Genomic DNA, 12971 nt, shown 5'->3' with positions numbered 1-12971 from the left:
GGCGGGACCCCGTGCATCGGGCCCGCCCGGCGTCCGTCGGCGCACGCCCCGTCGGTATCGTCGGACGCGTCCGTGCAACCGCCGCGGTCGCACCCGTACCGCCTCGACCAGGGGAGACTCCATGCCCGGCCAGTCCGCCGCCCGCCGCACCGTGCTGAAGGGCGCCGCCCTGGCGGGCACCGCAGGACTGGGCGCCGCCGCCTGCTCGACCGAGTCCAAGGTCGGGCACGCCAAGGAGCCGACGCCCACCGCGCCGGTCCACCTCGGAGCCGCGGACGCCATCGCGCCCGGCGCCGTCAAGCTGTACCGCGAGCAGCGGCTCGTGGTGAGCCGGTCCGCGGCGGGGGAGTACACCGCGTTCAGCGCCCAGTGCACCCACGCGGGCTGCGTCCTGGACAAGATCGAGAAGGACGAGGGCAACTGCCCCTGCCACGGCAGCCGCTTCGACGTCCGCACCGGCGACGTACTCGAGGGCCCGGCCACGGTTCCGCTGAACCCCGTTCCGGTCCGCGAGGAGAACGGCAAGCTGGTCGCCGGCCCCGAGGCCTGACGCGCCCTCGCTGTCGGCGCCCGCAAGTAGGGTGGCAGACATGGCCGACCCCTCCAGTTACCGCCCCAAGCCGGGACAGATCCCCGACTCCCCGGGGGTCTACAAATTCCGCGACGAGCACCGCCGGGTGATCTACGTCGGCAAGGCCAAGAGCCTGCGCCAGCGCCTCGCCAACTACTTCCAGGACCTGGCGGGCCTGCACCCGCGCACCCGCTCGATGGTGACCACCGCGGCATCGGTCGAGTGGACGGTGGTCACCACCGAGGTCGAGGCGCTGCAGCTGGAGTACACCTGGATCAAGGAGTTCGACCCCCGGTTCAACGTCAAGTACCGCGACGACAAGAGCTATCCGTACCTCGCGGTCACGTTGAACGAGGAATTTCCCCGCGTCCAGGTCATGCGCGGAGCCAAGAAGAAGGGCGTGCGCTACTTCGGTCCGTACGGCCACGCCTGGGCGATCCGCGAGACGGTCGACCTGATGCTGCGGGTCTTCCCCGTCCGCACCTGCTCGGCGGGCGTCTTCAAGAACGCGGCACGCACCGGCCGCCCCTGCCTCCTCGGGTACATCGGCAAATGCGCGGCCCCGTGCGTCGGCCGCATCAGCCCCGAGGACCACCGCGAACTGGCCGAGGACTTCTGCGACTTCATGGCCGGCCGCACCGGTGCGTATCTGCGCCGCCTGGAGCGGCAGATGGGCGAGGCCGCCGAAGAGCTCGAGTACGAGCGCGCCGGGCGGCTGCGCGACGACATCGAGGCGCTCAAGCGCGCGATGGAGAAGAGCGCCGTGGTGCTCGCCGACGCCACCGACGCCGATCTGATCGCCCTCGCCGAGGACGAACTCGAGGCTGCCGTGCAGATCTTCCACGTCCGCGGCGGCCGGGTGCGCGGCCAGCGCGGCTGGGTCACCGACAAGGTCGAGGCGGTCACCACCGGCGACCTGGTCGAGCACGCCCTGCAGCAGCTGTACGGCGAGGAGAGCGGCGACGCCGTACCCAAGGAGGTCCTGGTCCCCGCACTGCCCGAGCCGCTCGCCCCGATCCAGGAGTGGCTCACCCAGCGCCGCGGTGCGAACGTCAGCCTCCGCATCCCCCAGCGCGGCGACAAACGCGCCCTGATGGAAACCGTGGGGCGGAACGCCCAGCACGCCCTGGTCCTGCACAAGACCAAGCGCGCCTCCGACCTGACCACCCGCTCCCGCGCCCTCGAGGAGATCGCCGCGGCCCTCGATCTGGACAGTGCGCCGCTGCGCATCGAGTGCTACGACATCTCCCATCTGCAGGGGGACGACGTGGTGGCGTCGATGGTCGTCTTCGAGGACGGCCTGGCCCGCAAGAGCGAGTACCGCCGCTTCCAGATCAAGGGCTTCGAGGGCCAGGACGACGTCCGCTCCATGCACGAGGTGATCACCCGCCGCTTCCGCCGCTATCTCGCGGAGAAGGAGAAGACGGGCGAGTGGGCGGACGACGGGCAGGAGACCTCCGCGCCGGCATCCGAGCAGCCCGCGCCGACGGAGACCGAGCAGGACACGAGCGGCCTCGTCGAGGAGGACGGCCGCCCCAAGAAGTTCGCCTACCCGCCCCAGCTCCTGGTGGTGGACGGCGGCCAGCCCCAGGTCGCCGCCGCGAAGCGGGCACTCGACGAGCTCGGGATCGACGACGTGGCGGTCTGCGGACTCGCCAAGCGCCTCGAGGAGGTCTGGGTGCCCGACGAGGACGACCCGGTGATCCTGCCGCGCTCCAGCGAGGGCCTCTACCTGCTGCAGCGGGTGCGCGACGAGGCGCACCGCTTCGCCATCGCCTACCAGCGCACCAAGCGTTCGAAGCGCTTCAGGTCCGGCCCCCTGGACGCGGTGCCGGGCCTGGGGGAGACCCGCAAACAGGCTCTGATCAAGCATTTCGGTTCGGTGAAGAAGCTGCGGTCCGCGACAATCGAGCAGATCTGCGAAGTCCCGGGGATAGGCCGCAAGACGGCCGAGACCATCGCCGCGGCCCTCGCCGGGGCGGCACCGGCCGCCCCCGCGGTCAACACCGCGACAGGAGAGATCATCGAAGACGAGGCACCCGTACCCGCGGGCACCTCGGACGAACGGGGGCAGAGATCATGACCGAACGACACGAAGGCGGGACACAGGTGGGTACGGGCACGACCGGCGAGGCCGGCGAAGCGGCCATCCCCGAGCTGGTGATCATCTCCGGGATGTCCGGAGCGGGTCGCTCCACGGCAGCGAAGTGTCTGGAGGACCTCGGCTGGTTCGTGGTGGACAATCTGCCGCCGGCACTGATCCCCACCATGGTGGAGCTGGGCGCCCGGTCCCAGGGCAATGTGGCGCGCATCGCCGTCGTGGTGGACGTCCGCGGCCGCCGCTTCTTCGACAATCTGCGGGAGTCCCTCGCCGACCTCCGGGCGAAGCACGTCACCCGCCGGATCGTCTTCCTCGAGTCCTCGGACGACGCGCTGGTCCGCCGCTTCGAGTCGGTCCGGCGCCCGCACCCGCTGCAGGGCGACGGCCGCATCACCGACGGCATCGCCGCTGAGCGGGACCTGCTGCGCGAACTGCGCGGCGACGCCGACCTGGTCATCGACACCTCCAGCCTCAATGTGCACGAGCTGCGCGCCAAGATGGACGCCCAGTTCGCCGGCGAGGAGGAGCCCGAACTCCGGGCGACCGTCATGTCGTTCGGCTACAAGTACGGCCTGCCCGTCGACGCCGACCTGGTCGTCGACTGCCGCTTCCTGCCCAACCCCCACTGGGTCCCGGAGCTCCGCCCCTTCACCGGGCTGAACGAGGAGGTGTCCGACTACGTCTTCGACCAGCCGGGCGCCAAGGAATTCCTCAACCAGTACGCGGAGTTGCTGCACCTGATCGCCACCGGGTACCGCCGCGAGGGCAAGCGGTACGTGACCATCGCGGTCGGCTGCACCGGCGGCAAGCACCGCTCCGTGGCGATGTCCGAGAAGCTCGCGGCCCGCCTCGCCTCCGAGGGAGTAGAGACGGTCGTCGTCCACCGGGACATGGGGCGCGAGTGAAACCGAACGTCCGGCGCGCCCGTCTGAACCGGCTCGGCCGCAGACGGGGCGCACAGCCCAAGGTCGTCGCCCTGGGCGGCGGCATGGGCCTGTCGGCCTCGCTCGCCGCACTGCGCCGCATCACCGGCGACCTCACCGCCGTCGTCACCGTCGCCGACGACGGCGGCTCGAGCGGACGCCTGCGCGACGAGCTCGGCGTACTGCCCCCGGGCGATCTGCGCAAGGCGCTCGCCGCCCTGTGCGGTGACGACGACTGGGGGCAGACCTGGGCCCGGGTGATCCAGCACCGGTTCCAGTCGGGCGGCGAGCTGCACGAGCACGCGGTCGGCAATCTGCTGATCGTCGCCCTGTGGGAACAGCTGGGCGACCACGTCCAGGCCCTCGACCTGGTCGGCACCCTGCTCGGCGCGCACGGCAGAGTACTGCCGATGTCCGCCGTACCCCTGGAACTCCAGGCCCAGGTACGCGGACACGACCCGGAGCACCCCGACCACATCGACACCGTCCGAGGCCAGGCCAATGTGGCGCTGACCACCGGCGAGGTCCAGTCCGTGCACCTGGTGCCGAACGACCCGCCGGCCGTCCCCGAAGCGGTCGCGGCCGTCCTCGACGCGGACTGGGTGGTGCTCGGCCCGGGCTCCTGGTTCTCCTCGGTGATTCCGCACCTCCTGGTGCCCGAACTGCTCGATGCGCTCACCGAGACCAAGGCCCGCCGAGTCCTCTCGTTGAACCTGGCACCGCAGCCCGGCGAAACCGAGGGCTTTTCCCCGCAGCGTCATTTGGAGGTTTTGGCCCGACACGCCCCTAAACTCGCCCTGGACGTGGTGCTGGCCGACCAGGACGCCGTACGCGACACGGAATCGCTTCAGGACTCCGCGAAGCGTCTCGGCGCGGCGGTCGAGCTGGCCCCGGTCGCCGCGCCGGACAGCAGCGCCAAGCACGATCCCGTGCTGCTGGCCGCCGCGTACGACCGTATTTTTCGGATGCATGGAAGGATCGGCCCATGGCGATGACGGCAGCGGTGAAGGACGAAGTCTCCCGGCTCCCCGTCACCCGGACCTGCTGCAGAAAGGCAGAGGTCTCGGCGATTCTTCGGTTCGCGGGCGGGCTCCATCTGGTCAGCGGCCGCATCGTGATCGAGGCGGAGCTGGACACCGCGATGGCGGCCCGCCGCCTCAAGAAGGACATCCTGGAGATCTTCGGGCACGGCTCGGAGCTGCTTGTGATGGCGGCCGGCGGACTGCGCCGCGGTTCGCGCTACGTGGTGCGCGTGGTCGCCGGTGGTGACCAGCTGGCGCGGCAGACCGGACTGGTGGACGGCCGCGGCCGGCCCATCCGGGGCCTGCCGCCGCAGGTCGTCTCGGGTGCCACCTGCGACGCCGAGGCGGCCTGGCGCGGCGCTTTCCTGGCCCATGGCTCGCTCACCGAGCCGGGCCGCTCCTCCTCCCTCGAGGTGACCTGCCCGGGCCCGGAGGCGGCCCTCGCCCTGGTCGGCGCGGCCCGCAGGCTGAGCATCGCGGCGAAGGCCCGCGAGGTGCGGGGCGTGGACCGCGTCGTCGTCCGCGACGGAGACGCGATCGGGGCGCTGCTCACCCGGCTGGGTGCCCACGAGTCGGTGCTGGCCTGGGAGGAGCGGCGGATGCGCCGCGAGGTCCGGGCCACCGCCAACCGCCTGGCCAACTTCGACGACGCCAATCTGCGCCGGTCCGCGCGCGCCGCGGTGGCCGCGGGCGCCCGGGTGCAGCGGGCCCTGGAGATCCTCGGCGAAGAGGTGCCCGAGCATCTGGCGGCGGCCGGCCGGCTCCGGATGGAGCACAAGCAGGCGTCCCTGGAAGAGCTCGGCGCCCTCGCCGATCCGCCGCTGACGAAGGACGCCGTGGCCGGCCGGATCCGCCGCCTCCTCGCGATGGCCGACAAGCGCGCACAGGACCTCGGCATCCCGGGCACGGAGTCCAATCTGACCGAGGAGATGGCCGACACCATGGCGGAGAACATGGCCGGCTGACAGCTCCTTCGAGCCCCCGCGTGCACGTCTGCGCGGGCTTCCCGGATGCGCTGCCCGACGGGCCGCGGACCCTACTGAGGGGTACGGCCCGTCGGGTGTTTCTTCGCCCCGCTCGATGTCACCGGAAGGGCCGTGGGGAGGTAGGGTCGGAGGCGGTCGGGGACATCCCATACAGCTCGCCGGCGGACAAGCCGGCGCACCAACGAGGAGATCGGTTCGTGACGATCCGCGTAGGCATCAATGGCTTTGGTCGAATCGGCCGCAACTACTTCCGGGCTCTCAAGGAGCAGGGTGCGGACATCGAGGTCGTTGCCGTCAATGACCTGGGTGACACCGCGACCACTGCCCACCTGCTGAAGTACGACACGATTCTGGGCCGGCTCAAGGCAGAGGTGTCGCACACCGAGGACACCATCACCGTCGACGGGCACACCATCAAGGTGCTCTCCGAGCGCAATCCGGCGGACATCCCCTGGGGCGAGCTCGGCGTCGACATCGTCATCGAGTCGACCGGCATCTTCACCAAGAAGGCCGACGCCGAGAAGCACATCCAGGGCGGCGCCAAGAAGGTCCTCATCTCGGCTCCGGCCAAGGACGAGGACATCACCATCGTGATGGGCGTCAATCAGGACCAGTACGACCCCGCGACGGACAACGTCATCTCCAACGCCTCCTGCACCACCAACTGTGTGGCGCCGATGGCCAAGGTTCTCCTGGAGAACTTCGGCATCGTCAAGGGCATGATGACGACCGTTCACGCGTACACGAACGACCAGCGCATCCTTGACTTCCCGCACAAGGACCTGCGCCGCGCCCGTGCCGCCGCGGAGAACATCATTCCGACCACCACGGGCGCCGCCAAGGCGACCGCGCTGGTCATCCCGGAGCTCGCCGGCAAGCTCGACGGCATCGCGATGCGCGTGCCGGTCCCGACCGGTTCGGTCACGGACCTGGTCATCGAGCTCGAGCGCGAGGTCACCAAGGACGAGGTCAACACCGCCTTCCAGAAGGCGGCCGAGGGCCAGCTCAAGGGCATCCTCGAGTACACCGAGGACCCGATCGTCTCCTCGGACATCGTCAACTGGCCGGCGTCCTGCACGTTCGACTCCTCCCTGACGATGGTTCAGGGCAAGAGCGTCAAGATCGTCGGCTGGTACGACAACGAGTGGGGCTACTCCAACCGTCTGGTGGACCTCACGACCTTCGTCGGCGGCAAGCTCTGAGCCGTAGCTGATACGGCAGGCACCTCGATGTGAGCACAGGGCTCGGGCAGCGCAACGCCGCGCGGTCCGGGCCCTGTTGCCTTGTCCGAAGCTCTCTAGGAGTCCACACCCCATGAAGACCATCGACGAACTTCTCGCCGAAGGCGTCACCGGACGGCGAGTCTTCGTCCGCGCCGACCTCAATGTGCCGCTGGACGGCACCACCATCACCGACGACGGACGCATCCGCGCGGTGGTGCCCACCGTCAAGGCCCTCGCGGACGCGGGCGCCAGGGTGGTCGTCGCCTCCCACCTCGGCCGGCCGAAGGGCGCGCCGGACCCCGCCTTCTCGCTGGCTCCCGCGGCCGCCCGGCTCGGTGAACTCCTCGGCGCCGACGTCGCGTTCGCCACCGACACGGTCGGCGAGTCCGCCCGCGCCACCGTCGCGGGCCTGGCCGACGGCCAGGTCGCGGTCATCGAGAACCTGCGGTTCAACCCGGGCGAGACCGCGAAGGACGACGCCGAGCGCGGCGCCTTCGCCGACCAGCTGGCCGAGCTCGCCGACACCTACGTCGGCGACGGCTTCGGCGCCGTGCACCGCAAGCACGCCTCGGTCTTCGACCTGCCGGCCAGGCTCCCGCACGCGGCCGGCTATCTGATCGCCACCGAGGTCGGCGTGCTCAAGAAGCTCACCGACGAGGCCAAGAGCCCTTACGCAGTGGTGCTCGGTGGCGCCAAGGTCTCCGACAAGCTCGGCGTGATCGACCACCTCCTGGACAAGGCCGACCGCATCCTCATCGGCGGCGGAATGGCGTACACCTTCCTCAAGGCCCAGGGGTACGAGGTCGGCACCTCGCTGCTGCAGGAGGACCAGGTTCAGGTGGTCCAGGACTATCTGCGACGCGCCGAGGCCAAGGGCGTCGAGTTCGTCCTGCCGGTCGACGTCGTGACCGCCGCCGCCTTCCCGGACCTCGGCGCGAAGGCCGCCACCCACCCCGCCACGGTCACCGCGGCGGAGATCCCCGCGGACCAGATGGGCCTCGACATCGGCCCCGAGACCCGCAAGCTCTACGCCTCGAAGCTCGCCGACGCGGCCACCATCTTCTGGAATGGCCCGATGGGCGTCTTCGAGCACCCCGACTACGCCGAAGGCACCCGCAGCGTCGCCCAGGGGCTGCTCGACTCCTCGGCCTTCACGGTCGTCGGCGGCGGGGACTCGGCCGCCGCCGTACGGCTGCTCGGCTTCGACGAGAATGCCTTCGGACACATTTCGACCGGCGGAGGCGCGTCCCTCGAATACCTCGAGGGCAAGACACTTCCCGGCCTCGCCGCACTGGAGGACTGACCCCCTGATGAGTACGCGTACCCCGCTGATGGCGGGCAACTGGAAGATGAACCTCAATCACCTCGAGGCCATCACCCACGTCCAGAAGCTCGCATTCGCGCTCGCCGACAAGGACTACGAGGCCGTCGAGGTCGCCGTCCTGCCGCCGTTCACCGATCTGCGTTCGGTGCAGACGCTGGTGACCGGCGACAAGCTCAAGATCAAGTACGGGGCCCAGGACGTCTCGGCGCACGACTCGGGTGCCTACACCGGCGAGATCTCGGGCCCGATGCTGTCGAAGCTGCAGTGCACCTATGTGGCCATCGGTCACTCCGAGCGCCGCCAGTACCACGACGAGACCGACGAGATCTGCAACGCCAAGGTCAAGGCCGCCTACCGGCACGGGCTCACCCCGATCCTGTGCGTCGGCGAGGGCCTCGACGTCCGCAAGGCCCAGCAGCAGGTCCCGCACACCCTCGCCCAGGTCGACGGCGCGCTCAAGGACGTACCGGCCGAGCAGGCCGAGTCCATCGTCATCGCCTACGAGCCGGTGTGGGCCATCGGCACCGGTGAGGTGGCGACGCCGGAGGACGCCCAGGAGGTCTGCGGCGCGATCCGTGGCCGGCTCGCCGAGCTGTACTCGCAGGAGCTCGCCGACCAGGTCCGCATCCAGTACGGCGGCTCCGTGAAGTCCGGGAACGTCGCGGCGATCATGTCGCAGCCCGACGTGGACGGCGCCCTGATCGGCGGTGCCGCGCTCGACGCGGAGGAATTCGTCAAGATCGTCCGGTTCCGCGACCAGTGAGTGACTGACCGGCTCCCGGCCGCCGTGCGCGGTCGGGAGCCGGACCTGCGACGGGAGTCGTCCGATCGGGCCACCTCGGCGTAGGCTTGCGGGGGTCCGGTGGCTTCGTGTGCGAAGTCCGGGCCCCCGCACTTCATTGTCCTGTCCGGTAAGTCCGAGGAAGTTGGTTCAGCCGTGGTTATGGGGTTCTCGATCGCCCTGATCGTCTTCAGCGGGCTGCTGATGCTGCTCGTCCTGATGCACAAGGGGAAGGGCGGCGGCCTCTCCGACATGTTCGGTGGCGGCATGCAGTCGTCCATCGGCGGCTCCTCGGTGGCCGAGCGCAACCTCGACCGCATCACCGTCGTGGTCGGTCTGCTGTGGTTCGCCTGCATTGTCGTGCTCGGCCTGCTGATGAAGCTCAACAGCTGACGGCGACCACCGTACGGAGCCGGGGGCGCGGCCTATCATTGGCCGCACGGCGTCCCGGACGGTGTAACTCCAATCCCTGGACGCGCGTTGGGCCTTACGTAAACTGGGGCAGCCGCGGCGCAGCCGCCGGTTAAACGCTGTGCAGCACCGTCATGCAGGGAGTTACGACCGTGGCAAGTGGCAACGCGATCCGGGGAAGCCGGGTCGGAGCGGGGCCGATGGGAGAGGCCGAGCGCGGCGAGTCGGCACCGCGCCTGCGCATCTCCTTCTGGTGCGCGAACGAGCACGAGACGCAGCCGAGCTTCGCCAGCGATGCGCAGGTTCCGGACACTTGGGACTGCCCGCGGTGCGGGTTCCCCGCCGGACAGGACCGGGACAATCCCCCGGACCCGCCGCGTACCGAGCCGTACAAGACGCATCTTGCATATGTGCGGGAGCGTCGGAGCGACGCGGACGGTGAGGCGATTCTGGCGGAGGCGCTGGCGAAGCTTCGGGGGGAGATCTAGGTTCCAGGCGTCGGCCTGGAGGCCTCGTCCTCAAGCGCCGGACGGGCTTGAGGATGCCAGGCGGACTCGTTGTCAGTGGTGCCCCCTACCGTGTGCAACAGGCATACGGAGGGGGCCGTTGTGATCGGTGTGCGGGAATCGGTGGGGGTCGCGCCCGCGTGGCGTGGGGGGTTCGGGCGGTTGTGGACGGCCGCTGTCGTGTCCCGCTTCGGGGATTCTCTGCGTAATGCGGCGATGCCGTTGCTCGCCGCCTCGCTCACTGATGAGCCGGTGCTCGTGGCGCTGGTGAGCGCCTGTGGGTACGTGCCGTGGATCCTCTTCGGACTGCTCGGCGGTGCGGTCGCCGACCGGGTCGACCAGCGGCGGGCGATGTGGACCGTGGACGCGGTACGGGCCGTCGTCCTGGGAGTCTTCGCCGTCGTCGTCGCGCGCGGGGACGCGAGCATCGGGCTGCTGCTCGCCGTGGCCTTCACCCTGACCACGTTGCAGACGGTCTTCGACAATGCCGCGACGGCCTTCCTGCCCGCCCTGCTGCCCCAACAGGCCCTGGGCAGCGCCAATGCGCGCCTGCAGACCGGTCAGCAGATAGCCGGCGGCTTCGTGGCCGCGCCCCTGATGCCGGTGCTCCTCGCCGTCGGTGTGGCCGTCCCGTACGGCGTGGATGCGGCGACGTATGCGGTGGCGACGCTGCTGATCCTGTCCATACGGATCCCGGGTGGCACAGCACCCGTGCCGTCCGGGTCTCGCGCGCGAGGTCTGCGCGCCGACATCGGGGACGGGCTGCGCACGCTCTGGCGGGATCCGCCGCTGCGCGCACTGTGCCTGGCCACCACGGTGTGCAACGTGGGCGTGGGTGCGCTCATCGCGACCCTGGTCCTGCATGTCACGGGCTGGCTCGGCGCCGGCAGCACGGTCTACGCACTGGCCCTGACCTCGTACAGCCTCGGCAGTGTGGCCGGTGGCTTCTGCGCAGGCCGGATCGCGGCCCGGTTCGGACGTATCCGCAGTGTGTGCCTGGCCGGGGCGGTCCAGTTCGTGCCGCTGCTCGCCATCGGCACCGTGCGGCAGGTCTGGGTGCTGCTCGCCGGTCTGGTCGTGTTCGGCCTCATGGGCCTCGTCTGGAACGTCAACCAGGTGACCCTGATGCAGGAGCGGAGCCCGTCCGAGATGCTGGGCCGGATGAGCGCCGCGTTCCGCACGCTGACCATCGGTGCCGCGGCCCTCGGCGCCCTCCTCGGCGGCGCGGCGGCCACGGCGTGGGGCCTGAACGCCCCGGCGCTGTGCGCGGCCGCCCTCGTGGGTCTGTCCGTCATCGTCCTGTTGCCCGTCGTACGGGCGGCGGACAGCTCGCCGGCGGACGAAGAAGCGTTCTGATCAATTAGGTTGGTGGAGCAGCGGGGCAAGGTGCACATGGGTACCGCGCAGGTGCCCTGGTACGAGAGAAGGCTGAAGTCCGGATGAACGCAGATGGCCGCACAAGGCTGAACCAGACCCCCGAGTGGGCGGCGCTCGCGAAGCACCGCGAGCAGTGGGGCGAGACCGGTCTGCGCGAGCTCTTCGCCGCGCGGCCCGAGCGCGCCACCGACTACACGGTGCAGGTCGGCGACCTGTACATCGACTACTCCAAGCACCTCGTCACCGACGAGACGCTCACCCTGCTGCGGGACTTGGCCGCGGCGACCGGCGTGGAGGCGCTGCGGGACGCCATGTTCCGCGGCGAGCGGATCAACACCACCGAGGACCGTTCCGTCCTGCACGCCGCGCTGCGCGCCCCGCGCGACGCCGTCATCGAGTCCGACGGGGAGAACGTCGTCCCGGGTGTGCACGCCGTGCTCGACCGGATGGGCGACTTCTCCGACCGGATCCGCTCCGGCGCCTGGACCGGCCACACCGGCCGCCCCATCAGGAACGTGGTGAACATCGGCATCGGCGGCTCCGACCTGGGCCCCGCGATGGCCTACGAGGTGCTGCGCTCCTTCACCGCCCGCGACCTCGACCTGCGCTTCGTGTCGAACGTGGACGGGGCCGATCTGCACGAGGCCGTACGGGACTTGGACCCGGCCGAGACGCTGTTCGTCATCGCCTCCAAGACGTTCACCACCATCGAGACCATCACCAATGCCACCTCGGCCCGCGACTGGCTCCTGACCGGCCTGGGCGCCGGCCAGGAGGCCGTCGCCAAGCACTTCGTGGCCCTGTCGACGAATGCCGAGAAGGTCACCGAGTTCGGCATCGACACGGCCAACATGTTCGAGTTCTGGGACTGGGTCGGCGGCCGCTACTCGTACGACTCCGCCATCGGCCTGTCCCTGATGATCGCCATCGGCCGCGAGCAGTTCCGCGAGATGCTCGACGGATTCCACCTGGTCGACGAGCACTTCCGCACCGCGCCCGCGGAGCAGAACGCGCCGCTGCTGCTCGGTCTCCTCGGCATCTGGTACGGCAACTTCTTCGACGCCCAGTCGCACGCCGTACTGCCGTACTCGCACTACCTGTCCAAGTTCACCGCGTATCTGCAGCAGCTGGACATGGAGTCCAACGGCAAGTCCGTGGACCGCGAGGGCAATCCGGTCGACTGGCAGACCGGGCCGGTCGTCTGGGGCACCCCGGGGACCAACGGCCAGCACGCGTACTACCAGTTGATCCACCAGGGCACCAAGCTGATCCCGGCGGATTTCATCGGCTTCGCCGAGCCCGTCGGTGATCTGCAGCCCGGACTCGTCGCGCAGCACGACCTGCTGATGGCCAACTTCTTCGCCCAGACCCAGGCGCTCGCCTTCGGCAAGACGCCGGACGAGGTGCGGGCCGAGGGCGTGCCCGAGGAGCTGGTCCCGCACAAGAGCTTCCGCGGCAACCACCCGACGACCACGGTGCTCGCCCGGGCCCTCACCCCGTCCGTCCTCGGGCAGTTGATCGCGCTCTACGAGCACAAGGTGTTCGTCCAGGGCGCGGTGTGGGACATCGACTCCTTCGACCAGTGGGGCGTCGAGCTCGGCAAGGTGCTCGCCAAGCGGGTGGAGCCGGCCCTCACCGAAGGCGCGGACGTCCCAGGTCTCGACCCGTCGAGCCGCGCCCTTGTCGCCAAGTACCGCGCACTGCGGGGGCGTTGACGCGGATCTCGTACGGCGACGGCCCGGCGCC

General features: G+C 70.0%; 12 protein-coding genes. All 12 read left to right on the top strand.

What is annotated here, in order from left to right:
• Positions 1 to 121: 121 nt before the first annotated feature.
• Complete coding sequence (locus tag DY218_RS32975; protein WP_128559862.1) at positions 122 to 550, top strand: Rieske (2Fe-2S) protein; 429 nt, start codon at positions 122 to 124, stop codon at positions 548 to 550.
• Between the two features lie 40 nt (positions 551 to 590).
• Positions 591 to 2654 carry an excinuclease ABC subunit UvrC gene (gene uvrC, locus DY218_RS32970; protein ID WP_128559861.1) on the top strand — a complete coding sequence of 688 codons (2064 nt, stop codon included), beginning with the start codon at positions 591 to 593 and terminating at the stop codon, positions 2652 to 2654.
• Positions 2651 to 3577 (top strand): RNase adapter RapZ, encoded by a 927-nt coding sequence (gene rapZ / locus DY218_RS32965; protein ID WP_128559860.1) that lies wholly within the window; start codon positions 2651 to 2653, stop codon positions 3575 to 3577. Before uvrC ends, rapZ begins: the two co-directional genes overlap by 4 nt.
• Positions 3574 to 4590, top strand: coding sequence for a gluconeogenesis factor YvcK family protein (locus DY218_RS32960; RefSeq protein ID WP_128559859.1), 1017 nt, complete (start codon positions 3574 to 3576; stop codon positions 4588 to 4590). The genes rapZ and DY218_RS32960 overlap by 4 nt, the downstream gene beginning before the upstream one ends.
• Entirely contained in the window at positions 4581 to 5582 is a 1002-nt protein-coding gene (whiA, locus tag DY218_RS32955) for a DNA-binding protein WhiA (protein WP_128559858.1), read from the top strand. Before DY218_RS32960 ends, whiA begins: the two co-directional genes overlap by 10 nt.
• 218 nt (positions 5583 to 5800) lie before the next feature.
• Positions 5801 to 6805: a type I glyceraldehyde-3-phosphate dehydrogenase gene (gap, locus tag DY218_RS32950; protein ID WP_128559857.1), complete on the top strand. Its 1005-nt coding sequence runs from the start codon at positions 5801 to 5803 to the stop codon at positions 6803 to 6805.
• Positions 6806 to 6917: 112 nt separating this feature from the next.
• On the top strand, positions 6918 to 8129 hold the full coding sequence (locus tag DY218_RS32945; RefSeq protein WP_128559856.1) for a phosphoglycerate kinase: 1212 nt from the start codon (positions 6918 to 6920) through the stop codon (positions 8127 to 8129).
• 7 nt (positions 8130 to 8136) lie between these two features.
• The gene (gene tpiA / locus DY218_RS32940) at positions 8137 to 8913 is read left to right on the top strand and encodes a triose-phosphate isomerase (RefSeq protein WP_128559855.1); all 777 of its coding nucleotides are present in this window, start codon (positions 8137 to 8139) and stop codon (positions 8911 to 8913) included.
• A gap of 180 nt (positions 8914 to 9093) precedes the next feature.
• On the top strand, positions 9094 to 9324 hold the full coding sequence (gene secG / locus DY218_RS32935) for a preprotein translocase subunit SecG (RefSeq protein WP_119289682.1): 231 nt from the start codon (positions 9094 to 9096) through the stop codon (positions 9322 to 9324).
• A gap of 170 nt (positions 9325 to 9494) precedes the next feature.
• Positions 9495 to 9830, top strand: a complete 336-nt coding sequence (locus DY218_RS32930) for an RNA polymerase-binding protein RbpA (protein ID WP_128559854.1) — start codon at positions 9495 to 9497, stop codon at positions 9828 to 9830.
• Between the two features lie 120 nt (positions 9831 to 9950).
• Complete coding sequence (locus tag DY218_RS32925) at positions 9951 to 11204, top strand: MFS transporter (RefSeq protein WP_128559853.1); 1254 nt, start codon at positions 9951 to 9953, stop codon at positions 11202 to 11204.
• Positions 11205 to 11287: 83 nt separating this feature from the next.
• Positions 11288 to 12940, top strand: coding sequence for a glucose-6-phosphate isomerase (gene pgi / locus DY218_RS32920; protein ID WP_128559852.1), 1653 nt, complete (start codon positions 11288 to 11290; stop codon positions 12938 to 12940).
• Positions 12941 to 12971 lie beyond the last annotated feature (31 nt).

The organism is Streptomyces triticagri (genome assembly GCF_003429565.1).
GTDB classification, from domain to species: domain Bacteria; phylum Actinomycetota; class Actinomycetes; order Streptomycetales; family Streptomycetaceae; genus Streptomyces; species Streptomyces triticagri.
This window is presented reverse-complemented; position numbering and strand designations above follow the sequence as displayed.

Bases quoted from the DNA above. Each gene is read 5' to 3' on its own strand.
- DY218_RS32975 (WP_128559862.1), top strand. From the start codon at position 122: ATGCCCGGCCAGTCCGCCGCCCGCCGCACCGTGCTGAAGGGCGCCGCC.
- tpiA (WP_128559855.1), top strand. From the start codon at position 8,137: ATGAGTACGCGTACCCCGCTGATGGCGGGCAACTGGAAGATGAACCTC.
- rapZ (WP_128559860.1), top strand. From the start codon at position 2,651: ATGACCGAACGACACGAAGGCGGGACACAGGTGGGTACGGGCACGACC.
- pgi (WP_128559852.1), top strand. From the start codon at position 11,288: ATGAACGCAGATGGCCGCACAAGGCTGAACCAGACCCCCGAGTGGGCG.
- DY218_RS32945 (WP_128559856.1), top strand. From the start codon at position 6,918: ATGAAGACCATCGACGAACTTCTCGCCGAAGGCGTCACCGGACGGCGA.
- uvrC (WP_128559861.1), top strand. From the start codon at position 591: ATGGCCGACCCCTCCAGTTACCGCCCCAAGCCGGGACAGATCCCCGAC.
- whiA (WP_128559858.1), top strand. From the start codon at position 4,581: ATGGCGATGACGGCAGCGGTGAAGGACGAAGTCTCCCGGCTCCCCGTC.
- secG (WP_119289682.1), top strand. From the start codon at position 9,094: ATGGGGTTCTCGATCGCCCTGATCGTCTTCAGCGGGCTGCTGATGCTG.